Below are 22,767 nucleotides of genomic sequence, written 5' to 3'. Positions count from 1 at the left end.
TGTTACTCGGACCCTTGCCAGAAACAGTAACACGTTCTATTTTTGACCTTGTGACGTACAACATAGCCGACCTCGTCGAACACACAATCGATCTCGTGCCGGACCGGGTTGCGCTGGCTGACGACCACCGCTCGGAGACCTTTGCCCAACTGGAGGACCGCGCCAACAGGCTGGCGCACTACCTGCTGGAACACGGAGTGCAGCCGGGCGACAAGGTCGGCATCTACTCGCGCAACACCATCGAAGCCGTCGAGTCGATGCTGGCGGTCTTCAAAGCGCGGGCAGTGATGGTCAATGTCAACTTCCGTTACGTCGAGAACGAGTTGCAGTACATCTTCGAAAATTCGGACATGGTGGCGCTGATCCACGAGCGCCGCTACACCGACAAGGTGGCCAATGTCCGGTCGAAGGTGCAGGAGTTGAAGACCGTGCTCGTGGTCGACGACGGCACCGATGCCGCCACCGCCGAAGGCTCGGTGGATTACGAAGCGGCCCTGGCGGAATCGTCCGGCGAACGCGACTTCGGCGACCGTTCCAACGATGACATCTTCATGCTCTACACCGGCGGCACCACCGGGATGCCGAAGGGCGTCATGTGGCGGCACGAGGACTGGTGGCGTGTGCTCGGCGGCGGAATCAACTTCATGACCGGCGAATACGTGCAGGACGAATGGCAGCAGGCCAAGAACGGCGCGGCCGGCGGCCAGATGGTGCGGTACCCGATCCCGCCGATGATCCACGGTGGTTCGCAGACCGCCGTCTTCCACGGTCTGTTCGACGGCGGTAAGACCATCATGATCCCGGAATTCGACGCCCACACCGTGTGGCAGGCCGTCGACGCACACGGCATCAACATGATATTTATCACCGGCGATGCCATGGCCCGGCCGATGCTGGACGCGCTCGAGACCGGCCACCCGGAAAAGGGTGAGCCCTACGCGCACACCACTCTGTGGGCCATGGCGAGCAGTGCGGCGCTGTTCTCGCCATCGCTCAAGGATCGCTACCTCGAGCTGCTCCCGAATACGGTCATCACCGATTCGATCGGCTCGTCGGAGACCGGGTTCGGCGGTATCTCCATCGCCGCCAAGGGCGCTACGCACACGGGTGGGCCGCGGGTGAAGATCGACGCGTCCACCGCGGTGATCGACGACGACGGCAACCCGGTGCCGCCCGGTTCCGGGCAGGTCGGTCTGCTGGCTCGTAAAGGACATATCCCGGTCGGTTACTACAACGACCCGGTCAAGACCGCGGCGACGTTCAAGGAGTTCAACGGCGTCCGGTACTCGATTCCCGGCGATTACGCACGGGTCGAGGAAGACGGCTCCGTCACGATGCTGGGCCGCGGCTCGGTGAGCATCAACAGCGGCGGCGAGAAGATCTACCCCGAAGAGGTCGAGGGCGCGCTGAAATGCCACCCCGAGATCTTCGATGTGCTGGTGGTCGGTGTTCCCGACGATCGCTGGGGTCAGCGGGTGGCGGCCGTGGTGCAGTGCCGCAGCGATAAGCGGCCCACCCTAGAGGAGCTGCGCCCGGTCCTGACCCAGGAGATCTCTTCCTACAAGATGCCACGCAGCCTGTGGTTCGTCGACGAGATCAAGCGGTCCCCGGCCGGTAAGCCCGACTACAAGTGGGCCAAGGCGTACACCGAGGAGCGCGACGCGGACGAGCATTCCCAGGCGGGTAGCTCGTCGTAGTTCGGACGACTCGAGGGGCTGCCGCATGGATGGGGCAGCCCCTCGTCTCATGACATCTGATGGTACCGCATGGTACCGTCCGGTATGGCCGGTTTGAATGTCAGGTTCAGCGACGAGGAACTGGAAGCCCTACGAGAGCGGGCCGAACGGGAGGGGAGGAGCATGCAGCAGTTCGCGCACGACGCAGTGATCACCGCGATAAACGAGCATTCGCGCTTGTTCAACGAGGCTGCCGATCATGTGCTGGCGGCCAGTGAAGAGCTGAACCGGAGACTCGCTTGATCAAGTACGTCACGCTTGTCGAGTTGATGAATCTTGCCGACCGTCTCGGGACACCGGAGGTACGCGACTACGGGCTGTTGGAGTCGGCACTGGCGCGGCCGCAAGCGAGCGTTTTCGGCCAGGATGCGTACCCGGATCTATGGCAGAAGGCCGCTGCACTGATGGAGTCGATTGCGCGGAACCACGCGATGATCGATGGGAACAAGCGGTTGGCTTGGTACGCGACATGGGTGTTCCTGCATATGAACGGGCATCCGCTGGCCAGGAACTTCGATGTGGACGAAGCCGAACGGTTCGTATTGGCCGTTGCCCAAGGCCAGCTCGATCTGCCGAAGATCACCGAGCAGCTGACGAGGTTCGAGCAGTAACTCTAAGGTTTCGAATCGGCGCGGCAGGAGCTCGGACTGTGGTTCATCGCTCAGGTCGGTCGCCGCGAAGCAATTCCATGATCTCGTCGGTACTCATACCTTCGACCTCTGTGCTGTTCAGTATCACCGCGCGGCCGCTCCGGTGTGCGCCAGTCGGGCGGCGGCGATATCGCCCGCATGATTCACTGCCCAGCCGGCGATGGCCGAGAGTGGATCGAGGAGGGTTTCGCCCAGGGGTGTGAGGCTGTATCGGACCGTTGGTGGGACGGTCGGGTAGGTCATCCGGTCGACGAGGCCGTCGGCTTCCAGGGTGCGCAGGGTCCGGGTCAGCATGCGGCGGCTGATGTTTTCGATCGAGCGGTGTAGTTCGTTGTAGTGGTAAGGGCGGCGGGCCAGTCGGGCGATCACCAGCAGGGTCCATTTATCGCCGAGGAGTCGGACGATATCGGTGACCGGGCAGGCCTGATAGTCGGCGCTGGGGACGGTCGCGGGGAGTTCCGCCGTGACGAAGGAGGGGGTCTGCGCTGGGGTGGGGAACATAGAAGTGCCTTCTTCCGGGGTCGGTAGCCGTTGTCGAGGATGGGATCGACAGGTGGACCGATGGAGGTGCAATGACGAAAACTATTGTTATCAGTGGTGGTACCGATGGTATGGGGCGCGCGTTCGCGCTGGAGCGGCTCGCTCGGGGCGATCGGGTCGTGGTGATCGGCAGCAACGCTGCCAAGGGTGATTCGTTGCTTGCTGCCGCCGGGCCCGACGCGGACCGTGCGCGCTTTCTGCGGGCGGATCTGAGTTCGGTGGCGGAGACGCGAAAAGTCGTCGCCGAAATAGAGTCGGAGTACCAGGCAGTCGATGCGCTGCTGCTGTTCGCGAACCGGACTTCACCGAAGCGCATCCAGACCGAGGAGGGATTCGAGCGCACCTTCGCGCTGTACTACCTCAGCCGGTATCTGCTCTCTTACGGGTTGGTTCCGCTGCTCGAGCGCAGTGCCCAGCCGGTGATCGTGAACATTGCCGGAGTCGGTGTTCGGAAAGGTGCGGTGACCTGGGACGATCCGCATCTCACGCACGGCTACAGCGTGGTCCGTGCCCAATTGCAAGCCGGGCGGGCGAACGACCTGTTGGGAGTTTCGTTCGCCGGACGATACGGCGGGAAGATCGGATACGTCCTCTACCACCCTGGATTCACTCGCAGCGGCGACCTCTCACCACTGAATCCGGTCGCCAGGACGGCCATCAGAACGCTCGCCGCGCTCGCCGCCCGGCCCGTACGCACCGCGATTCACCCGATCCACGATTTCGTCGATACGCCGGCCGCGACCCCGCTCCGCGCAATCGATCGCGGCCGCTCCCTGGAACTGTCGCTGCCCACCCTCGACCCGGGTGCAGCCGACCGCCTTTCCCGGCTCACCGAAGAGCTGCTGGCAGCGCAGGCATGAAGGATTGCCGGATGCCCTGGAGGTGATCACGCGGTCCGCCAACCGCCGCGCTCCGGAGTGTCACCGGGGGCTGGATGCTGCCTGTTGCCACTCTGCTCGCATCGCGCGGGACTCACTCGTGGCTTCGCCCGGGACTCGGGCGAAGGTCTGGCAGTCCGCGGTATAGCCGGGGCCGCTCGTGCTGATTGCGACGCGACGCCGCGCGGTGCGAGTACGGTGCCGCAGGGGGCCGGTGTTCCGCGTTCGGCTGTCCGATTCATCGGTCCCGGGCTCGGTGTGGCGCTGCCGCCCCCGACCGGCCCGTTCCCCGTCGGGGTCCAGACTTCCACCTGGTCGACGATCGGCCCGATCCGTGGGTTCCGGACCGCGACCGCGAGTTGATGGTCTCCGCCTGGTATCCCGCATTGGCACCGCTCGGCCGGCCGGACGCCTATGCCACGCCCGAGGAGTCGGCGCTCATCCTCGCGTCGCTCGGCTTGGCGGGTTTCGCGCCGGACTCGCTCAGCAAGATCCGAATGCACGCCTATGTCGACGCGCCGAGAGCGGGGCACCCGCTGCCCACGGTTGTGCTTTCGCCCGGTTTCAGCATGCCGCGTGCATCGCTCACCGGCCTTGCCGAGGAACTCGCCGGCCGTGGCTATCTCGTGCTCGGTATCGACCACACATACGAGGCCTCCGCCGTGACCTTCCCGGATGGTCGCATCACCGAATGCGAGCAGCAAGTTCGCGCCGCCGACCCGTTGGGATGCCCCGGGCTGGTCAGCCGCAACTCCGCTGACCAGCCCGCGGGCACTAAGCGGATTCGGGAACGAACCGGGCCAGCGGGAGCAGATGGTTCGTTGCTCCGCCGAGAGCGAATTCGTTGTGTTTGGCGGCGGTGAAGTAGTTGTGCGCGATGTGGTCGCGGTCGATCCCGACCCCGCCGTGTACATGGACCAGCGTGTGCGCCACCTGGTGACCGGCCTCGGCCGCCCAGAATTTCGCGGTGTGGATCGCGCCGGTGGCATCGAGGTCTTCGCTGAGCTGCCAGGCCGCCTGAGTGGTGGTGAGCCGCAGGCCCTGGACGCTGATGTAGCCGTCGGAGAGGCGCTGGGCCACGGCCTGGAAGCTGCCGACGGCGCGGCCGAACTGCTCGCGTTCGCGGGCGTACCCGGCGACCAGTTCCAGGGAGCGTTCGAGGGTCCCCAGCTGCTGGGCGGCCAGGCCGAGCCAGGCGCGGTCGAGTAGCCAGGCCAGGATCTGTGCGCCGTCGGCGACGGTGCCGAGCAGTTCCGCGGGGGAGCCGGCGAATTCGACCAGTGATTCGGCACTGCGGTCGGTGACCTGTTGCGCGGTGACTGTAACGGATTCATGGGCCGGATCGACCAGGAAAACGGCCGGCCGGCCCGATACCGAGGCGGGCACCAGGATCCGCGCGGCGCGATCGGCGACGGGGACGGTGGTCTTCACACCGGTCACCTGCCAGTTGCCGCCGGATTCGGCGGCCGTGGTGCTGGGCCGGGCCGGATCCCAGTTGTGTTCCTCGGCCACAGCGGCGGTGAGAATCGATGTGCCGGCGGCGGCCGCGGCGGCGAGTTCGCGCTGCGGCGCGGAGCCGAACCGGGCAAGTGCGCCCGCGCCGAGAACGATCGACCACAGGTAGGGGACGGCCGCCACGGCCTTACCGAGTTCGCGCAGGATCGCGGTCTGTTCGAGCGTGCCGAAACCACTGCCGCCGATTTCCTCGGGCAGCGCGGCCGCGAGCACGCCGGTCTCGGCGAGCGATTTCCACAGCGGTTCGTCGAATTTGGCGGTGCCGCCGTCCAGTTCGCGCAGCCGGTCGGCGGTGACCAGTTTCTCGCAGACCTCGCCGGTGAGCCGGGCCAGGTCCAGCTGGGCTTCGGTGGGAGTGAAATCCATGGTGAACTACCTACTTCTGGAATCGGGCGAGGTCAGCGGGCGGAGGCAGGCTGCTTCAGCGCGGTCATGGCGATGATGTCGCGCTGTACCTCGTTGGTTCCGCCGCCGAAGGTGAGGATCAGGGCGGAGCGGTGCATCCGCTCCAACCGGCCGCGCAGTACCGATCCGGGGGAGTCCTGGCGCAGCGACGCCTGGGGGCCGAGCACCTCCATGAGCAGCCGGTAGGCCTCGGTGGACAGTTCGGTGCCGTACACCTTGCAGGCCGAGGCGTCCCACGGCCGGGGTGCGGCGTCGCCGCCGGCATCGGCCCGGCTGGCGATCTCCCAGTTCATGAGTTTGAGGTATTCCACCTTGGCGTGCACGCGGGCCAGGTTCAGTTGGACCCATTCGCGGTCGAACACCCGCGATCCGTCTGCTGCCTTCGTCTCCTTCGCCCACGCGGTCGTCTGTGCCAACGCCAGTTGCAGGGCCGCGGCGGAGGTCAATGCGACCCGTTCGTGGTTGAGCTGGTTGGTGACCAGCGGCCAGCCGCCGTTTTCCGGGCCGACGAGGGACGTCACCGGGACGCGCACATCCTGGTAGTAGGTGGCGCTGGTATCGGGGCCGGCCATGGTGTGCACCGGGGTCCAGGAGAAACCTTCGGCGGTGGTGGGCACGATCAGCATGCTGATGCCCTTGTGCTTCTTGGCGGCGGGGTCGGTGCGCACGGCCAGCCAGACGTAGTCGGCGTAGGCGATGAGGCTGGTCCACATCTTCTGGCCGTTGATCACGTAGTCGTCGCCGTCGCGGACGGCGGTGGTGCGTAGCGAGGCCAGGTCGGTGCCGGCGCCGGGTTCGGAGTAACCGATGGCGAAGTGCAGTTCACCGGCGGCGATCTTGGGGAGGAAGAATTTCTTCTGTTCCTCGCTGCCGTAGTGCATGATCGTCGGCGCGACCGAGTTGATGGTCAGGAACGGTACCGGGGCGCCGGCGATGGCGGCCTCGTCGGTGAAGATCAGCTGGTCCAGCATGGGCCGGTTCTGGCCGCCGTACTCCTCGGGCCAGCCCAGCGCGAGCCAGCCGTCGCGGCCCATCTCGGCGACGACCTCGCGGTACACATTGCCTTCTCCGTACTCGCCGGTCTGCGCGCTGAGCGCGGCCCGCCGTTCCGGGGTGATCAGGCGCGCGAAGTAATCGCGCAACTCGGCGCGTAGCTGGTCGTGTTCCGGGGTATACGCAATGCGCATGGCGGTACCTCGAGCCTTCGTTTTGCGGGTTGGAGATGTGCCTGGAGGTGGGATCGTGCCGCGCTCGGCCTCGCAGAGCGTGGAATGGATCTCCGATACCTGGCTCCGATCATTGCATATGCACTGAAACATGTTCCAGTATTGAAAGGTAATCAGCCCATGTAGCCCGCCCGCGCGAGCCCTGCTTGTTAGGCTTGCGCCATCGGGCGGGAAAAGGAGTTTCGATGAAGGTCAGCGTTGACTTCGACCAGTGCGAAGCAAACGGAATCTGCGCGGGAATCGCTCCCGACGTCTTTGAACTCGACGACGAGGACATGCTGCACGTCGCCGAGGGCGAGGTGGCGCCCGAGCAGGAGTCGGCAGTCGCGGATGCGGTTGCGCAATGTCCGAAAGCGGCTTTGCGTTTGCTGTGAATCTGCTCTTGCCGTGAATAAGAACACGTTCTAGAGTCGGCCCGGTGAGCGATACAGATACCAGCCTTGCCGGGCGAGTTGCGATCGTGACCGGAGCGGGTGCGGGCCTGGGGAAGGCCGAAGCGCTCGCTCTGGCCGGAGCCGGGGCCTCGGTGGTGGTCAACGACCTCGCCGAGTCCGACGCCGTTACCGAGACGCTGGAGCAGATCCGGGCCCTCGGTGCCAAAGCGGAGTTCGTCGCAGGCAGTGTCGCCGAGCGGTCCACCGCCGACGCGTTGATCGCCGCCGCCGAGGAATCCTTCGGCGGCCTGGACATCGTGGTCAACAATGCGGGCATCACCCGCGACAAGATGCTGTTCAACCTGTCCGACGACGACTGGGACGCGGTCCTGGCGGTGCATCTGCGCGGGCATTTCCTGTTGACCCGCAATGCGGGCGCCTACTGGAGGGCCCGGTCCAAGGAGGCCGGCGCCCCGGTATACGGCCGGATCGTCAACACCTCTTCCGAAGCGGGACTCCTCGGGCCGGCGGGGCAGGCCAATTACGCGGCCGCCAAGGCCGGGATCACCGCGCTGACATTGTCCGCCTCCCGGGCGCTGGAGCGCGTGGGTGTGCGCGCGAACGCGATCTGCCCGCGCGCGCGTACTGCCATGACCGAGCAGGTCTTCAGTGCGGCGCCCGAGGACGAGGTGGATCCGCTGTCGCCCGAGCATGTGGCGCGCCTGGTGGCCTACCTCGCTTCCCCGGCCGCCGAGCGGGTGAACGGGCAAGTTTTCGTGGTCTACGGGCCGATGGTTGCGTTGATGGCGGCGCCGGAGGTCGAGCAGCGCTTCGATGCGGCGGGTGCGCAATGGTCTGATGACGATCTGGCCACCACGCTGACCGGTTACTTCGCCGGGCGCGACGAAGGCCGTACCTTCTCTGCAACGGCGCTGCACGAGCTCGGTTGAGCCGATTCTGCCGAGCCGGGTTACGCAACTTTCCGCGCGACCCGGACGGTCAGAGTTGTACAACCGTCCAGTCATTGGTAAACAATGGGTCGTACTGTGCCCGGCTTCACACAATGATGCCCAAGGCGTATGAAACCTGTTCCAGTCCAGCTGTCTGAGATTGCAACAAGTCAACAGTTCACAAGCCTCAAAATGGCCCCAAATAGGAAATGAACGTGTTCTACTTAGCGGGGCGTGTCCCGGGGTGTAGCCCCATCGGCCGCCAGCGGGACCAGTCAGGCAAGGAGGATCCACAGTGAACAACGTCCTTGCCGTCCCATTGCGGGCCGTCGGCGGATTTTTCGAACTCACCGCGGCGGTGGCCCGCGCGAGTTTGCGACGTCCTTTCCAGTTACGCGAATTCATCGATCAGTCGTGGTTCGTGGCGCGAGTATCGATCCTGCCGACCATCCTGGTCGCCATACCGTTCACCGTGCTGGTCGTATTCGTTCTGAATATTCTGCTACGCGAAATCGGCGCCGCGGACCTCAGCGGCGCCGGCGCCGCTTTCGGTGCGGTGACCCAGGTCGGACCGATCGTCACGGTGCTCATCGTCGCCGGTGCCGGCGCGACCGCTATCTGTGCGGATCTCGGCGCCCGCACCATCCGGGAAGAAATCGACGCCATGAAGGTGCTCGGTATCGATCCCATCCACCGGCTGGTGGTGCCCCGGGTGCTGGCCTCGATGTTCGTGGCCCTGATGCTGAACGGCCTGGTATGCACCATCGGCATCGTCGGTGGCTTCCTTTTCTCGGTTCATTTGCAGGACGTGAACCCGGGTGCATTCGTCAACGGCATCACGCTGTTGACAAATCTTCCGGAGTTGATCATTTCCGAGGTCAAGGCCGGTCTGTTCGGCCTGATCGCCGGATTGGTGGCCTGCTACCTGGGTTTGAATGTCAAAGGTGGTCCCAAAAGTGTCGGTGATGCGGTGAACCAGACAGTGGTTTTCGCCTTCATGGCGCTGTTCGTGGTGAACGTCGTGGTTACGGCGGTCGGTCTCAAATTCTCGGTGCGGTGACGCGATGTCGGCATCGGTGATCATTCAATCCCGCTTCCCCAGGGTTACCCGGCGCGTCCGCAGATTCTCGAATTCGTTCGACGAGCTCGGTAAGCAGGCCGTGTTCTACGGCCGGGCGGTCGGCTCCATGCCGCGCGCGCTGACGCACTACCGCACCGAAACCATCCGCCTCATCGCCGAGATCAGCATGGGTACGGGTGCCTTGGCGGTCATCGGCGGGACCGTGGTGATCGTCGGCTTCCTGACCCTGTTCTCCGGCGCCACCATCGCTGTCCAGGGCTACAGCTCCCTCGGCAATATCGGCGTCGAGGCACTGACCGGCTTCTTCGCGGCATTCCTCAATGTCCGCATCGCGGCACCGGTCATCTCCGGAATCGGCCTCGCCGCGACCATCGGCGCGGGTTCCACCGCGCAATTGGGCGCGATGCGGGTCGCCGAAGAGATCGATGCGCTCGAATCCATGGCGATCCGGCCGATGCCGTACCTGGTGGGCACCCGGGTACTGGCCGGGATGATCGCGATCGTGCCGCTGTATTCGCTGGCCGTGATCGCCTCCTTCATCGCCAGCCGGTTCGCCACCGTCGTCATCTATGGGCAGTCGGCCGGCGTGTACGACCACTATTTCTCCACATTTCTCATCCCGAGCGACATTCTGTGGTCGTTCGTTCAGGCCATTGTCATGGCGTTGGCGGTGATGATGATCCATACGTATTACGGCTTCACAGCGAAGGGCGGCCCGGTCGGGGTCGGTATCGCCGTGGGTAATGCGGTCCGTACCTCGCTGGTCGCGGTCGTCTCGGTGACCCTGCTGATCTCCCTGGCCCTCTACGGCACCTCCGGCAACTTCAACCTTTCCGGATAGGCGCCATGACTGAAATGATGCGATCGGACAGCAAACAACCAGGGCACAATCCCGGCGCCACGAACGGTCTCCAGGATCCCGGTGAGCCCGCGGCGGCGCTGCGCCCGGTGAGCGGCTGGGCCGGCTTCCAGAAGAAGTTCGGGTTCAAGCTGGCCGGCGGAGCCATGATCCTCGCCCTGGTGGCGGCGGTGTTCGTCTCACTGACGATGTTCTTCGGCGGCTTCACGCCCAGCGTCACCGTCACCGTGGCGGCACCGCGCAGTGGTCTGGTACTGGACCCGGACGCCAAGGTCAAGGTGCGCGGTGTGCAGATCGGCCGAGTCGCCGCGCTGGAAACCACCGACGGCGGTACCGACCTGCGCTTGGCCCTGGACCCCGACAAACTGAGTCTGGTTCCCGCCAATGCCACCGTCGATATCCGCTCGACCACGGTGTTCGGTGCAAAATACATCAACTTCGTGATCCCGCAGGAGCCGCAGGAACAATCGTTGCAACCGGGTGCCCGGCTGGCGACCGACAAGGTCACCGTCGAGTTCAACACGATATTCCAGCATCTCAGCGATGTCCTGGCACAGGTGGAACCGGAGAAACTGAGCGCCACGCTCACCGCGCTGGGTACAGCGTTGCAGGGCCGCGGTGAATCCCTCGGCGAGCTGCTGGTGAACGGCAACGCCTATCTCGGCGAGATCAACCCCATGCTGCCGACCTTGCAGCGCGATTTCCAGGCCACCGCGGCGGTGGGCAACCTGTACGCGGACGTCTCCGGGGATCTGCTGCGGACCGTCGACAATGTCACGGTCAGCGGCCGCACCATCACCGAAGCCGAATCGGATGTCGACTCCTTGCTGGCGAATCTCACCGGCCTCGCCGACACCACCGGCGCGGTCCTGCACGAGAACGAGGCGCAACTCGACACCGCCCTGGAGTTGCTGCGCCCGACCACGGAACTGCTCAACGAGTACAAGCCCGCGCTGGCCTGCCTCATCGGTGGCGCGGCCAAGGCGATGCCGGTGGGTGAGCAGATCTTCGGCGGCGGACAGGAGGGCGTGGCCCTGAACACCGGTTTCATGTACGGCACGCCCGGCTACACCTACCCGAACGACCTGCCCAAGGTGAATGCCACGGGCGGACCGCGGTGCGCCGGGACAACCGACCGCGTGCCGGGCAGCAATGCCGACTATGTCGTCACCGATACCTCCGAAGGGCATCCCTACATTCCCTCCACCAAGCTGAATCTCAACGCTCCCACGGTTTTCCAGGTCCTGTTCGGCGGACTCCCGGGGGTGGGACGGCCATGAAAAACACCGCAACCACAGTCAAACTCGCCATCTTCACCCTGGTGATGACACTCGTCTTCGCCGGTTTGGCGATTGTCTTCTCCCAAGTGCGCTTCTCCAGCCAGAACGGTTACGACGCCGTCTTCACCAGCGCCTCGGGCATGCTGCCCGGGGACAAAGTGCGCATTGCCGGGGTACCGGTCGGATCGGTCTCGTCGGTGAAGGTCGACGACAATTACCACGCGCACGTGGAATTCGATGTCGACACCAAGTACCAGCTGCTCACCAGCACCAAGGCCACCATCCGCTACGAGAACCTGGTCGGCGACCGCTACCTGGAACTGCTGGAAGGCCCGGGGGAGGCGACCACCCTGCACAAGGGCGGCACCATCGGCCTGGACAAAACCGCGCCCGCCCTCGACCTCGACCTGCTGCTGGGTGGGTTCAAACCACTGCTGCGCGGACTGGATCCGGCGCAGGTCAACGACCTCACCAACGCGCTGCTGCAGATCTTCCAGGGACAGGGTGGCACCCTCGTCGAACTGCTCAACAGCAGCGGCTCGTTCACCAAAACTCTCGCCGACCGGGACGCGCTCATCGGCAGCGTGATCAACAACCTGAACTCGGTGCTGAAAACCCTCGACGACCGGGGCGACCAGTTCGCCACGACGATCGACGAACTGCGCCGGCTGGTCAGTGGTCTCGCCGAAGACCGCGACCCCATCGGCGCCGCGCTGCCGCGGATCGCCGATGCCACGCGCGCGACGAACGATCTCCTGGTGCAAGCCCGTCCCGATCTGGCCGCGACCATCGCCCAGACCGGCCGGTTGGCCACCAACCTCGACAATGGTTCGGACACTGTGCAGTACGTCCTCGACGAACTGCCGGGCGCCTACCGGATGCTGAACCGCATCGGCGCCTACGGCTCGTTCCTGAACATCTATGTTTGCGCGGCCAACTTCCTGGTCGACGGCCCGGACGGTAAGCCCTTGTTACTCGAACTGCCCGGTGGACAGACGACCGGAAGGTGTGCGAGCGAATGAAGGAGCAATCACGCTCGGTGACAATCGGCGTCGTCGGATTGGTACTGGCGGTCGCGGTGGCACTGTCGGCGCTGCAGTTCGAACGTCTTCCGTTCATCCGCGGCGGTGCCGTGTACACCGCGTATTTCGCCGACGCCGGCGGGTTGGTGACGGGTGACGACGTGGAGGTTGCCGGAGTGAAATCCGGCCGGGTCGAAGACGTAGGCCTCGACGGTGCCCAGGTACTCGTCCGGTTCAGCGTCGACGATTCGATCGCGCTGGGTGACAAGACCTCAGCCGCCATCAAGACCAATACTGTTCTGGGCCGTAAATCGCTGGCAGTGAACCCGGACGGCGAGGGGACCCTGACGGTCACCGAAACCATTCCGGTCGAGCGCACCACCTCGCCGTACTCACTGAACGAGGCGCTCGGCGACCTCGGTCAGACGGTGCAGGATCTGGATCTGCCGAAGGTGAACCAGACACTGGACGAACTGTCGGCGGCCTTCGCCGATACGCCGGCGCCGCTGCGTTCGGCACTGGACGGTGTGACGGCGCTGTCGCGCACCATCAACGCCCGCGACCAGGCACTGTCGGATCTTCTCTCCCGCGCGCAGAACGTCACCAAGATCCTGGCCGACCGTGCCGACTCGATCAATGCGCTACTGGTCGACGGGAATCAGTTGCTCGGCGAGCTGGACCGGCGGCGCACCGCGATCAGCCAGATGATCACCTACGTCAATTCGCTGGCCCAGCAGCTGTCCGGACTCGTCCACGACAACGAAGCCCAGTTGAAGCCGGCACTGGACAAACTCAATTCGGTGCTCGATCTGCTGGAGCGCAACCGGGACAACATCACCGAGGCTCTCGACGGCCTCGGCCCGTTCTCCGCGGCGCTGGGCGAACAGGTCGGCAGCGGGCCGTACTTCAACGCCTACGTCGTCAACGCCAGCAGTGAAACCCTGCACCCGCTGGTGGACGCGCTGGTCTGGCCGCAGCACCTGCCCGAATCGCTACGCGCCTATCTGCTCGAACCCGGTCCCAAGATCGGCCCGTCCGCACAGGAGCCGCCTCGATGAGCACGGTCAAGGACACACTTCGCGCACTGCCGAAGAAATGGGTAGGGATCGTCGCCGGGGTACTGGTGATCGCGCTGGTCGCCACCGGCGGTTATCTGGCGTACAACCAGCTCACCAAAAACGAGATCACCGCGTACTTCACCTCCACCGCCGGTATCTACCCCGGTGACGATGTGCGAGTGCTGGGCGTACCCATCGGCAAGATCGACTCCATCGAACCCGGTAAAGAGCAGGTGAAGGTGACCATGACGGTCGACGGCAGCGTCGACCTGCCCGCCGACGCGCGGGCCGTGATCATCGCGCCGTCGCTGGTCTCCGCCCGCTTCATCCAGGTCGCCCCCGCCTACACCGGTGGGGACACGCTGAGCGACGGCGCGGAGATCCCCATCGAACGGACCGCCGTCCCGGTGGAATGGGACGACATCAAAACCGAACTCCACAAACTCTCCACCGCGCTCGGCCCGGTCGGCGACGACCCCCAGGGCTCCTTCGGCCGCTTCGTGGACACCGCCGCAGAAAACCTCGACGGTAACGGCGAAGCATTCCGCAGCACCCTGCGGGAACTGTCGGCCACCCTGACCACTCTGTCCGACGGGCGCACCGACCTGTTCGGCACCATCCGTAATCTGCAGAAATTCGTGGACGTGCTCTCCAAGAGCAACGAGCAGATCGTCCAGTTCGGCGGGCGGCTGGCCTCCGTATCGTCGGTACTCGCCGGAGTCTCCGAGGATCTGGGTGCCGGCCTGGACAACCTCGACCTGGCGCTGGCCGATGTGAAGCGCTTCCTGGACGGCGGCGGAACCGAACTCACCGAAGGCGTCCAGCGCCTTGCCGACGTGACCCAGATCCTGGTCGACAAACGACCGGAACTGGAACAGGCACTGCATTCCGGGCCCAACGCGCTGGTGAACTTCTACCAGATCTACAAGCCTGCCCAGGGCACCCTGACCGGCGCCATCTCGCTGAACAATGCCGCCGATCCGATCAGCTTCCTGTGCGGTTCGGTACGGGCCGTGGAACAGCACGAATCCGATACCAGTGCCGACCTGTGCGCCGAATTCCTCGCTCCGGTGATCAGTTCGCTGGCGATGAACTATGTGCCCATCATGGCCAACCCCGCGACCGGTGTCACCGCGTTCCCGGACCAGTTGGACTACACCACCCCGGACCTGCCCGGCAAGGTGGATCCGCAGAAGGTGGGGCCCCCGGCGGCGCCCGCGCCCGCACCCGTCACGGTTCCGGCCGGTGTCGCGGGGCTGGCGATCCCGGGCATTCCGCTTCCCGAAATTCCCGGCCTGCCCGGAGGAGGACGATGATGCGCCGACTCGCGCTGCGGGTACCGGACATCCGGCCGAAGTTGCCCGCGCCGGGTTTCCGGCGCCGGGCGGCCGCACTCGCCGTCGGGCTCGCACTGGCCCTCCCGGTGACGGGCTGCCAGTACGACGGGCTCAACTCGTTACCGATGCCGGGCACCGAAGGTACCGGCGAAGATTCGTACACCGTGCAGATCCAGATGCCGAACGTCACCACGCTGACCCGCAATTCGCCGGTGCGCGTCGACGACGTCTCGGTCGGGGCGGTCACCGATATCGAGGTCGAGGACTGGCACGCGCTGGTGACGGTCTCGCTGAATCCCGATGTGGTGCTGCCCGCCAACGCGACGGCCAAGATCGGCCAGACCAGTCTGCTCGGCAGCAACCATGTGGAACTGGCGCCACCGGCCGATATCGCCCCCGAGGGCCGGCTCGCCGCCGGTGATGTGATCCCGCTGGACCGGGCCGGTGTCTTCCCCACCACCGAACAGGTGCTGTCGTCGCTGTCGGTGGTGCTGAACGGTGGCGGTATCTCGCAGCTGGAGAACATCACCCGCGAACTCAACTCGGCCCTCGTCGGCAACGAGGAGGAGATCCGGGATCTGCTCCCGCAGATGAACGATCTGATCGGCAACCTGAACGCGCAACGTGACGACATCATCTCCGCGATCAGCGGGCTGGACCGGCTCTCCGGCCAGTTCGTCGAACAGACCGACGTGGTGGAAGCGGCGATCGAGGAAATCCATCCCGCGCTGACCGTGCTGGCCGATCGCCGGCAGAACATCACCACCACCATCACCAAGCTCGGTGATCTCAGCGATGTGGTGAACCGGTTGATCACCAACAGCGGTGACGATCTCAAAGCAAACCTGGCCAACCTGGCCCCGGTCCTGCAGACGCTGGCCGATACGGGCGCCGACCTGACCGAATCGCTGAAAATCATCGCCTCGTTCCCGTTCCCGTTGACGAACCTCGGCAACGCGATCAAGGGCGACTACTTGAACCTGTTCATGACGATAGATATGACCGCCAAGCGGCTCGACTCCAACTTCCTCACCGGTACCGGGCTCGGTGGCACGTTCGGCGGCGTGGAAGTCGCACTCGGCCAGATGGCCGGACCCGCCGGCGAACAAGGCAACCCGCTGACGACACCGCTGGCGCCGCCTCCCGGCGCGCCGCCGAGCGACCAGCCGCAACCGACCATTCCCGGGCTGCCGCCGATTCCCGGCCTGCCCGCCATTCCCGGGCTGACAGTGCCGCTGCCCGGGCAGCCGCAAGGGGGCGAGGGCCCGTGACGCTCAGCCGTTTCGTCCGCATCCAGCTGATCATCTTCTCCATCCTCACGGTGGTCGGCCTGGCCGTCATGGGCGGTACCTACGTGGGCGTACCCGCCATGCTCGGCATCGGGCGTATCGGGGTCACCCTGCAACTCGCCGCCACCGGCGGGCTCTACCAGAACGCCAACGTCTCCTACCGGGGGACGAACGTCGGTGTGGTCCGCGAGGTCCGGCTCACCAGCGAAGGTGTGGAAGCCCAGCTGTCGGTCGACAGCGATTACAAGATCCCGGCCGATTCCAAAGCGCTGGTGCGCAGTGTTTCGGCGATCGGCGAGCAGTATGTCGACCTGGTACCACCGGAGCAGCCCGGGGACGCCAACCTGTACGACGGCAGCGTGATCCCCATGGACCGCACCGAACTGCCCCAGGATGTGGGCGCCCTGCTGGACCAGGCCGACCGGCTGCTGGCCAGCGTCGCCGACACCCGGCTGCGCCAGGTCATCGACGAAGCGTTCCGGGCGTTCAACGGCGCAGGGCCGGATCTGCAACGGTTCCTCGATTCCGCCGCCCTGCTGGTGCAGGAGGCGAACGACAATGTCGCGCCGACCAAACAGCTGATCGAACAGATCGGCCCACTGCTCGACACCCAGGTCGACTCGGATGCCGCGATCCGATCGTGGACCCGCGACCTGGCGGTCGTCACCGATCAGTTGCGCGCCCACGACCCGGCTCTGCGCAGTATTCTCGCCAACGGTCCCGCGGCGATGGAACGGGTCACCCAGCAGTTCGACGAACTGCGGCCGACTCTGCCGCTGCTGATGAACAACCTGGTGAGTGTGGGGCAGGTCGGTGTTACCTACCATGCCGGCCTGGAACAGATCCTGGTGGTGTACCCGCCGCTGATCGCCGCGCTGCTCACGGCCGTACGCGGCCCCATGGAGTACGGCGCTCTCGTCGACTTCATGACGGTCCTCAACGATCCACCGGCCTGTACCACCGGGTTCCTGCCGCCCGATCAGCGCCGCGGCCCCGACCAGGTCGATACGATTCCGACACCCGAGGGCCTGTACTGCAAGACCCCGCAGAACGACATCAGCGCGGTGCGCGGTATCCGCAACACGCCGTGTATGGAATTCCCCGGCCGCCGTGCACCGACCCCGGAACTGTGCCGCACCGGGTTCGTTCCCGAGGGCACGAACCCGCCGTTCGGGCCGCCGCAACCGGTAGCCCCGGCCGCCGAGCCCGCACCCGGTGTCGCCCCGGCCGCTGCGCCCGACACGGGCCCCGGGGTTGCGGGAGTACCCCCGGCACCTGCTAGTTTCTCGGGCGCAAGCACCCCCGCCGCCGCTCTCTCGTACGATCCGGCCACCGGGGTCTATACCGGCACCGACGGTCGCAGCTACCGTCAGGGCGATATCGCACCCGGCGGATCAGGCGCCGTACCCGCGGATTGGCAGGCAATGTTCGAGGAGCAGCAGAAATGAGCGAGACCAAGGACCCCCGCCGTACCCGTAGGCGGGCCAGCCGGACGGCGGGTCCACCGGTCGAGGATGCGACCGAGCAGCTCACCGAGGCGTCGGTGGCCCCCGGGGCCACCGCGGACAAGGCCGCCGGCGACGCCACGGGTAGGTCTGCGGATACCGTCGCGGAGAAGCCGGTGGATGTCACTGCGGCGAAGTCCGAGGATGTCACCGAACGGATCGATACAGCCGCCGATTCGGCCGCCGTCGACCCGGACGCGACCGTGCGGATCAACGAGTCCGCGGCGGAAACCGTGGCACTGGGCAAGACCGGAACCTCGGCGGAATCCGCCGGAAAATCGGCCTCCGGTGACGAAGAAACCGCCGCGGCCGTCGTCTCGATGGATAAATCCGCCACGACCGAATCCGGTGGCGCCGAATCCGCCACGAAGGGCGGCTCGAGCTCGTGGAAACGGATCGTCGCGCTCGCCGCCGCTGCCGTGCTGGCGATCGGCCTGGTCGGTGCCGCGGTGGTCTCCATGATCGCTGTCCAATCCACTGAGCAGCGTGACGAACGCCGGGCCGAATATGTGGCAACCGCGCGTCAGACGGTCCTCAACCTGACCACCATCCGGGCCGATACGGCCAAGGAGGATATCGACCGCATCCTCACCATGGCCTCCGGTGACTTCAAAACCGAGTTCGACGGCCGGATCGACCCGTTCACCGAGATCGTCAAACAGGCGAAGGTGCAGTCCACGGGCGAGGTCGTCGAGGCCGCCGTGGAACGCGACGACGAGAACTCCGGGGTGATTCTGGTGGCCGCGAAACAAACCCTCACCAATGCGGGTGCCGAAGGTGAACAGCAGCGGCACTACCGCTTCCGGGTGACCGTGCAACGTGCGGACGACGGCGCTCTGACCGCCTCGAACGTGGAGTTCGTGGCATGAGCGAAGAAAAGCGCCCCGCCGAGAGGACCGGCATGAAACTGCGCAACAAGATCCTGCTCGGTGCCACCGCGGTGGTGATCGTCGCCGCTGCGGTGGTGGCCGGAATCGGCGGCTACCGGTACTGGGACTACCGCCAATCGGAGCAGTCGCGCACCGACGCCGTCGCCGCCGCGGGCCGCACGGTCTCGGCCATCTTCAGCTATGAGCACCAGACGGTGGAAAAGGAACTGCCCAAGGCCGCCGAAAGCTTGGCCCCCGATTTCCGGGCCGACTTCGTCCAGCTCATCGAGAAGGCGATCGTGCCGGGCGCCAAGGAGAAAGAACTGACCGTCAAGGCCACCACCCAGGCCGGCGGCGTGGTCTCCGCCGACCGGGCCCACGCTGAGGTACTGCTGTTCCTGAATCAGGTCACCACCAGCAAGGAAGCTCCTCAGGGCACCACCACCGGCAGTCGCGTCCGGGTCGCCCTGGACAAAACCGACAACCAGTGGCTCGTCGCCTCGGTTACCCCGATCTGACGGCGATCATCCCGCTCGTACGCAAACGAAAGGCCCCCACCGGTACCGGTGGGGGCCTTTCGTATGGAGCCCCCTGTCAGGATTGAACTGACGACCTTTCGCTTACAAGGCGAGTGCTCTACCACTGAGCTAAGGAGGCGTGGGCGCAGCCATCATACCCGGAGCCATCCGCTGCGCGACACCGGATTACGGTGCCGCGCAGCGGTAGTCCGTTCAGCAGATCAGAAACTGCTACTTGCGGGCAGCTTCGTCGGCCGCCATGGCGTCGCGCAGGCTCTTGGGCCGCATATCGGTCCAGTTCTGCTCCACGTACTCCACGCAGGCCGCGCGGCTGTCCTCACCGAAGACCACGCGCCAGCCGGCCGGGACCTCGGCGAAAGCCGGCCACAGGGAATGCTGTTCTTCGTCGTTGACCAGAACGAAGAAGCGGCCGTCCTCGTCGTCGAACGGGTTGGTGCTCATTTCACCTCACAGGGGTGCTCGCGCGTATGTGTACGGATCTGTCCGGGTCCGGCACGGCAGTGAGGGTGAACCTCGGGCTGCCGTTTCGCGAACCCAACGATGTGTCGACCCTAGCAAGGCCGGCGTTAACTGTGGGCTCCCCCTCAGGAAGCGAAGAACTCCAGGAGGATCTTGTTCACTGTATCGGGTCGCTCCAGGTAGCCGTAATGGCCTGCATCCGGAACCTCCTGGTAGCGGCCGCCCGGAATGGCCTCGGCGACCTCTCGCGACAGGTACGGCGGAATCATCCGGTCATCGGCGAAACCCACAGCCAGGCACGGCACCCGGATGGCCCGGTAGGCGTGCACCCGATCGAATTCGTGGTCCATCCTGCGCTGGGCCCGGACCCCGGGGGTCGCCGGACCGCCGGTGAATTCGAACAGATCCAGCCAGTCGCGGGCCGCATTGGCGTCGGCCATGGTGGCGGGGGAAAGATTCATCACCGCGGTGAGGGCGGCCTCGTACTTCGCCGGCAGCTTCACTTCGCTCGCGTCGAGTTCGTGTTCGCCCAGTGAGAGGGTCTTCTGGAACTGGTCCAGCCGGCCGTGCCCGGCCAGGAACACAGCCTTACGCACCAGTTCGGGCCGGGCCAGGGCGAGTTCCTGCGCCACCCGGGCACCCATCGAAGTACCGGCCACCAGCGCCGGGCCCTCGTCCAGGAACTCGATCAGCCCTGCCGTATCGGCGACCATTTCCGCGAGGGTCATCCCGTCGGTGGCCTCATAGGAGGGTGCGATGCCCCGGTTGTCGAATGTGCAGACCCGGTAGCCGGCGGCGACCAGAGCCGGTACCTGATGCAGCTCCCATACGCGGCCCGGGCTGCCCGTCCCCATGATCAGCACGACCAGCGGGCCGCCGCCTTTCACATCGGTGCCCTTGGAACGGTCTCCTTTGACCTGATAGTTGAGCGATATTCCATTCACCGTGGCCAACGGCATGCTGACGGCCCCTTCCTGATCGTTTCCGGTGCCCACGGTATAGCCCTCGGGACGGCGTTGTGTTACCGCGGCCGCAGCGACCGCTACGTGGGACAGATACCATTGACATTTCACATAGCAGCGCACCTGCCGGGAGGATTGAGATGGCCGCGAAAAGCAGCGCCAACGGTATCGCCGACGACGAACTGGAACCCCTCGCCGACGAGACTGCTCGTCAGGCGCAGCGGGTAGTGGCCGCGTATGCCGCCGATGCCGATGAATGCCGGATGCTCCTGTCGATGTTGGGGATCGGCCCGGGCGGTCGAACCGAATAAGCTGAGCCTTATCCGCATGACCGAGCGCCTGGTCACGCAAGCTACCGCCTCCGGGCGCTGACGGTCATGTGGGCCGCCGGCGCCAACGGCGACGTCCGCGGATCCACACAACTACATGGCGTACAGCGCCGCGTGAAGGATGCGTGAGTGGACCAGATGACAGATCAGCCGTCCAGCGATTCCACCCCCCAGGATGAAACCGGCGTATCCACGGATCCATCCGGAACCGGTAACGGTTCCGGACCGGTCACGGCTCCGATCGATCTGGTGGAGGCCCAGCCCGAGGCGGTGGACGCCGAGCCGCTGCGGGAACGCGGGGCGGGCTCCGGTTTCGTCGTCGTGGCCAACCGGCTGCCGGTGGATCTGGAGAAACTGCCGGACGGGAGCACCCGCTGGAAACGTAGCCCCGGCGGTCTGGTGACCGCACTGGAGCCGGTGCTGCGCAGCAACCGCGGCGCCTGGGTGGGATGGGCCGGCGTGCCCGACGTCGAGGTGGATCCGATCGTCGAAGACGGGCTGGAGTTGCATCCGGTACCGCTGTCGGCGCAAGAGGTCGCCGACTATTACGAGGGTTTCTCCAATGCGACCCTGTGGCCGCTCTATCACGATGTGATCGTCCGCCCGGTGTACAACCGGGCCTGGTGGTCGGCCTATGTGCAGGTGAACCGGCGTTTCGCCGAGGAGACGGCCAAGGTCGCCGCCGAGGGGGCCACGGTATGGGTGCAGGACTATCAGCTGCAGTTGGTGCCGAAAATGCTGCGGATGCTGCGACCAGACCTCACCATCGGTTTCTTCTTGCATATCCCGTTCCCGCCGGTCGAACTGTTCATGCAGATGCCGTGGCGCACCGAGATCGTGGAAGGTCTGCTCGGGGCGGATCTGATCGGGTTCCATCTGCCCGGCGGCGCCCAGAATTTCTTGTATCTGGCCCGCCGGCTGGCCGGTCAGCCCACCTCGCGTGGCACGGTCGGGGTGCGGTCGAAGATGGGTGTGGTGCAGGTCGGATTCCGGACGGTGCGGGTGGGCGCCTTCCCGATCTCCATCGACTCCGCGGGGTTGGACGAGCATTCGCGGCGGCGTTCGGTACGGGAGCGCGCCGCCCAGATCCGTGCGGAACTCGGTAGCCCCAAGCATGTCCTGCTCGGCGTCGACCGGCTCGACTACACCAAGGGCATAGATATCCGGCTCAACGCGCTGGAAGAACTGCTCGCCGAAGGCCGGATCGACCCGGCCGACACCGTGATGGTGCAGCTCGCCACGCCGAGCCGGGAACGGGTCGAAAGCTATATCCAGATGCGTGGCGATATCGAACGCCAGGTCGGGCGTATCAACGGGGAGTTCGCCCGGGTCGGCTATCCGGTGGTGCACTATCTGCATCGTCCGATCGCCCGCGAGGAACTGATCGCCTTCTTCGTCGCCGCCGACGTCATGCTGGTGACCCCGCTGCGTGACGGTATGAATCTGGTCGCCAAGGAGTATGTGGCCTGCCACAGCGGCCTCAACGGCACCCTCGTCCTGAGCGAGTTCACCGGCGCGGCCGCCGAACTACGCCAGTCCTACCTGTGCAACCCGCACGATCTGGACAGCGTGAAGGACGCCGTCGTCGCCGCCCTCACCGACGACCGCGAAACTCGCCGTCGCCGTATGCGCGCCCTGCGCCGCCAGGTCCTCGCCCACGATGTCGACCGCTGGGCCCGCGCCTTCCTCGATGCCCTCGCCAAGGGGCAGGTCGCCGGGAAAGCCCTGGTCGCGGACTCGGACGACGACTACGAATAGGTCCACGCTCTGTTCCGAGCCCAGTGGGGTTTTCCGGGATTCGCCCGGCCGTGACCTGATGCAACCGGCGGCGGCGCCGCGTTCGGCGCAGCTCTGAAGGGTTATGGACTGTCTCTGCCGTCCGCGCTCGATGCGATGCGCAGTCG

Annotated in this window: 23 protein-coding genes and 1 tRNA gene; 18 read left to right on the top strand and 6 right to left on the bottom strand. The window is 65.6% G+C overall.

From position 1 onward, the window contains the following. Window positions 1–50: 50 nt before the first annotated feature. From NS6_RS23675 to NS6_RS23665, 3 genes are all read left to right on the top strand, one after another. Window positions 51–1,697 carry an acyl-CoA synthetase gene (locus NS6_RS23675; RefSeq protein WP_068045477.1) on the top strand — a complete coding sequence of 549 codons (1,647 nt, stop codon included), beginning with the start codon at window positions 51–53 and terminating at the stop codon, window positions 1,695–1,697. Window positions 1,698–1,781: 84 nt separating this feature from the next. Further along, window positions 1,782–1,979 (top strand): ribbon-helix-helix protein, CopG family, encoded by a 198-nt coding sequence (locus NS6_RS23670; protein WP_174552625.1) that lies wholly within the window; start codon window positions 1,782–1,784, stop codon window positions 1,977–1,979. A gap of 26 nt (window positions 1,980–2,005) precedes the next feature. Continuing rightward, entirely contained in the window at window positions 2,006–2,347 is a 342-nt protein-coding gene (locus NS6_RS23665; protein WP_174552628.1) for a type II toxin-antitoxin system death-on-curing family toxin, read from the top strand. A gap of 123 nt (window positions 2,348–2,470) precedes the next feature. Here NS6_RS23665 and NS6_RS23660 read toward each other — a convergent pair whose 3' ends face one another. After that, window positions 2,471–2,887 carry a winged helix-turn-helix transcriptional regulator gene (locus NS6_RS23660; protein ID WP_068045472.1) on the bottom strand — a complete coding sequence of 139 codons (417 nt, stop codon included), beginning with the start codon at window positions 2,885–2,887 and terminating at the stop codon, window positions 2,471–2,473. Between the two features lie 71 nt (window positions 2,888–2,958). Between NS6_RS23660 and NS6_RS23655 the strand changes: the two genes are divergently transcribed. After that, window positions 2,959–3,786: an SDR family NAD(P)-dependent oxidoreductase gene (locus tag NS6_RS23655; protein ID WP_068045468.1), complete on the top strand. Its 828-nt coding sequence runs from the start codon at window positions 2,959–2,961 to the stop codon at window positions 3,784–3,786. 792 nt (window positions 3,787–4,578) lie between these two features. Here NS6_RS23655 and NS6_RS23650 read toward each other — a convergent pair. Then, window positions 4,579–5,685, bottom strand: a complete 1,107-nt coding sequence (locus NS6_RS23650) for an acyl-CoA dehydrogenase family protein (RefSeq protein WP_068045465.1) — start codon at window positions 5,683–5,685, stop codon at window positions 4,579–4,581. A gap of 32 nt (window positions 5,686–5,717) precedes the next feature. Beyond that, entirely contained in the window at window positions 5,718–6,911 is a 1,194-nt protein-coding gene (locus NS6_RS23645; RefSeq protein WP_068045462.1) for an acyl-CoA dehydrogenase family protein, read from the bottom strand. A gap of 224 nt (window positions 6,912–7,135) precedes the next feature. On the opposite strand from NS6_RS23645, the gene NS6_RS23640 reads away from it, so the two are divergent. The 12 genes from NS6_RS23640 (at window position 7,136) to NS6_RS23585 (ending at window position 19,092) form a co-directional block, all read left to right on the top strand. Continuing rightward, window positions 7,136–7,324: a ferredoxin gene (locus NS6_RS23640; protein WP_068045459.1), complete on the top strand. Its 189-nt coding sequence runs from the start codon at window positions 7,136–7,138 to the stop codon at window positions 7,322–7,324. A 44-nt stretch (window positions 7,325–7,368) separates the two neighbouring features. Continuing rightward, window positions 7,369–8,274 (top strand): 3-oxoacyl-ACP reductase, encoded by a 906-nt coding sequence (locus NS6_RS23635; RefSeq protein WP_084471347.1) that lies wholly within the window; start codon window positions 7,369–7,371, stop codon window positions 8,272–8,274. Between the two features lie 295 nt (window positions 8,275–8,569). Further along, entirely contained in the window at window positions 8,570–9,334 is a 765-nt protein-coding gene (locus NS6_RS23630) for an MlaE family ABC transporter permease (RefSeq protein ID WP_068045453.1), read from the top strand. 4 nt (window positions 9,335–9,338) lie between these two features. After that, a complete protein-coding gene (locus tag NS6_RS23625) occupies window positions 9,339–10,196 on the top strand; it encodes an MlaE family ABC transporter permease (RefSeq protein WP_068045450.1) in 858 nt (285 codons plus the stop codon). A gap of 164 nt (window positions 10,197–10,360) precedes the next feature. Continuing rightward, on the top strand, window positions 10,361–11,494 hold the full coding sequence (locus NS6_RS23620) for an MCE family protein (RefSeq protein ID WP_068045845.1): 1,134 nt from the start codon (window positions 10,361–10,363) through the stop codon (window positions 11,492–11,494). Next, a complete protein-coding gene (locus NS6_RS23615; RefSeq protein ID WP_068045447.1) occupies window positions 11,491–12,516 on the top strand; it encodes an MCE family protein in 1,026 nt (341 codons plus the stop codon). Before NS6_RS23620 ends, NS6_RS23615 begins: the two co-directional genes overlap by 4 nt. Further along, window positions 12,513–13,574, top strand: coding sequence for an MCE family protein (locus tag NS6_RS23610; protein ID WP_068045445.1), 1,062 nt, complete (start codon window positions 12,513–12,515; stop codon window positions 13,572–13,574). The genes NS6_RS23615 and NS6_RS23610 overlap by 4 nt, the downstream gene beginning before the upstream one ends. After that, window positions 13,571–14,890 (top strand): MCE family protein, encoded by a 1,320-nt coding sequence (locus tag NS6_RS23605; protein ID WP_068045442.1) that lies wholly within the window; start codon window positions 13,571–13,573, stop codon window positions 14,888–14,890. The genes NS6_RS23610 and NS6_RS23605 overlap by 4 nt, the downstream gene beginning before the upstream one ends. Then, window positions 14,890–16,182 carry an MCE family protein gene (locus NS6_RS23600; protein WP_084471346.1) on the top strand — a complete coding sequence of 431 codons (1,293 nt, stop codon included), beginning with the start codon at window positions 14,890–14,892 and terminating at the stop codon, window positions 16,180–16,182. The genes NS6_RS23605 and NS6_RS23600 overlap by 1 nt, the downstream gene beginning before the upstream one ends. Further along, a complete protein-coding gene (locus tag NS6_RS23595; protein ID WP_068045439.1) occupies window positions 16,179–17,648 on the top strand; it encodes an MCE family protein in 1,470 nt (489 codons plus the stop codon). Before NS6_RS23600 ends, NS6_RS23595 begins: the two co-directional genes overlap by 4 nt. Then, complete coding sequence (locus NS6_RS34190; RefSeq protein ID WP_084471345.1) at window positions 17,645–18,574, top strand: Rv1363c family protein; 930 nt, start codon at window positions 17,645–17,647, stop codon at window positions 18,572–18,574. Before NS6_RS23595 ends, NS6_RS34190 begins: the two co-directional genes overlap by 4 nt. Beyond that, window positions 18,571–19,092: a h domain protein gene (locus tag NS6_RS23585; RefSeq protein WP_068045435.1), complete on the top strand. Its 522-nt coding sequence runs from the start codon at window positions 18,571–18,573 to the stop codon at window positions 19,090–19,092. Before NS6_RS34190 ends, NS6_RS23585 begins: the two co-directional genes overlap by 4 nt. A 64-nt stretch (window positions 19,093–19,156) precedes the next feature. Here the strand turns inward: NS6_RS23585 and NS6_RS23580 are convergent. The 3 genes from NS6_RS23580 to NS6_RS23570 all read right to left on the bottom strand — a co-directional run bounded on the left by NS6_RS23580 (window position 19,157) and on the right by NS6_RS23570 (window position 20,531). Further along, a tRNA-Thr gene (locus tag NS6_RS23580) sits at window positions 19,157–19,231 on the bottom strand. Between the two features lie 92 nt (window positions 19,232–19,323). Beyond that, a complete protein-coding gene (locus NS6_RS23575; RefSeq protein ID WP_030522889.1) occupies window positions 19,324–19,554 on the bottom strand; it encodes an MbtH family protein in 231 nt (76 codons plus the stop codon). Between the two features lie 143 nt (window positions 19,555–19,697). Continuing rightward, on the bottom strand, window positions 19,698–20,531 hold the full coding sequence (locus NS6_RS23570) for an alpha/beta fold hydrolase (RefSeq protein ID WP_068045433.1): 834 nt from the start codon (window positions 20,529–20,531) through the stop codon (window positions 19,698–19,700). Window positions 20,532–20,674: 143 nt separating this feature from the next. Between NS6_RS23570 and NS6_RS35245 the strand changes: the two genes are divergently transcribed. Both NS6_RS35245 and NS6_RS23565 read left to right on the top strand, forming a co-directional pair. Further along, window positions 20,675–20,845 carry a hypothetical protein gene (locus NS6_RS35245; protein ID WP_168443490.1) on the top strand — a complete coding sequence of 57 codons (171 nt, stop codon included), beginning with the start codon at window positions 20,675–20,677 and terminating at the stop codon, window positions 20,843–20,845. 156 nt (window positions 20,846–21,001) lie between these two features. Next, window positions 21,002–22,621: an alpha,alpha-trehalose-phosphate synthase (UDP-forming) gene (locus NS6_RS23565; RefSeq protein WP_245669486.1), complete on the top strand. Its 1,620-nt coding sequence runs from the start codon at window positions 21,002–21,004 to the stop codon at window positions 22,619–22,621. Window positions 22,622–22,767 lie beyond the last annotated feature (146 nt).

This window comes from Nocardia speluncae NBRC 108251 (assembly GCF_001613245.1).
In the GTDB taxonomy this organism is placed as follows: domain Bacteria; phylum Actinomycetota; class Actinomycetes; order Mycobacteriales; family Mycobacteriaceae; genus Nocardia; species Nocardia speluncae.
Note: the sequence above shows the minus strand (reverse complement) of the source record. Positions and strands in the feature narration are given on the sequence as shown.

Bases quoted from the DNA above. Each gene is read 5' to 3' on its own strand.
- NS6_RS23640 (WP_068045459.1), top strand. From the start codon at position 7,136: ATGAAGGTCAGCGTTGACTTCGACCAGTGCGAAGCAAACGGAATCTGC.
- NS6_RS23585 (WP_068045435.1), top strand. From the start codon at position 18,571: ATGAGCGAAGAAAAGCGCCCCGCCGAGAGGACCGGCATGAAACTGCGC.
- NS6_RS35245 (WP_168443490.1), top strand. From the start codon at position 20,675: ATGGCCGCGAAAAGCAGCGCCAACGGTATCGCCGACGACGAACTGGAA.
- NS6_RS23600 (WP_084471346.1), top strand. From the start codon at position 14,890: ATGCGCCGACTCGCGCTGCGGGTACCGGACATCCGGCCGAAGTTGCCC.
- NS6_RS23625 (WP_068045450.1), top strand. From the start codon at position 9,339: ATGTCGGCATCGGTGATCATTCAATCCCGCTTCCCCAGGGTTACCCGG.
- NS6_RS23650 (WP_068045465.1), bottom strand. From the start codon at position 5,685: ATGGATTTCACTCCCACCGAAGCCCAGCTGGACCTGGCCCGGCTCACC.
- NS6_RS23645 (WP_068045462.1), bottom strand. From the start codon at position 6,911: ATGCGCATTGCGTATACCCCGGAACACGACCAGCTACGCGCCGAGTTG.
- NS6_RS23660 (WP_068045472.1), bottom strand. From the start codon at position 2,887: ATGTTCCCCACCCCAGCGCAGACCCCCTCCTTCGTCACGGCGGAACTC.
- NS6_RS23610 (WP_068045445.1), top strand. From the start codon at position 12,513: ATGAAGGAGCAATCACGCTCGGTGACAATCGGCGTCGTCGGATTGGTA.
- NS6_RS34190 (WP_084471345.1), top strand. From the start codon at position 17,645: ATGAGCGAGACCAAGGACCCCCGCCGTACCCGTAGGCGGGCCAGCCGG.
- NS6_RS23615 (WP_068045447.1), top strand. From the start codon at position 11,491: ATGAAAAACACCGCAACCACAGTCAAACTCGCCATCTTCACCCTGGTG.
- NS6_RS23620 (WP_068045845.1), top strand. From the start codon at position 10,361: ATGATCCTCGCCCTGGTGGCGGCGGTGTTCGTCTCACTGACGATGTTC.
- NS6_RS23605 (WP_068045442.1), top strand. From the start codon at position 13,571: ATGAGCACGGTCAAGGACACACTTCGCGCACTGCCGAAGAAATGGGTA.
- NS6_RS23665 (WP_174552628.1), top strand. From the start codon at position 2,006: ATGAATCTTGCCGACCGTCTCGGGACACCGGAGGTACGCGACTACGGG.
- NS6_RS23565 (WP_245669486.1), top strand. From the start codon at position 21,002: ATGACAGATCAGCCGTCCAGCGATTCCACCCCCCAGGATGAAACCGGC.
- NS6_RS23655 (WP_068045468.1), top strand. From the start codon at position 2,959: ATGACGAAAACTATTGTTATCAGTGGTGGTACCGATGGTATGGGGCGC.
- NS6_RS23575 (WP_030522889.1), bottom strand. From the start codon at position 19,554: ATGAGCACCAACCCGTTCGACGACGAGGACGGCCGCTTCTTCGTTCTG.
- NS6_RS23670 (WP_174552625.1), top strand. From the start codon at position 1,782: ATGGCCGGTTTGAATGTCAGGTTCAGCGACGAGGAACTGGAAGCCCTA.
- NS6_RS23570 (WP_068045433.1), bottom strand. From the start codon at position 20,531: ATGCCGTTGGCCACGGTGAATGGAATATCGCTCAACTATCAGGTCAAA.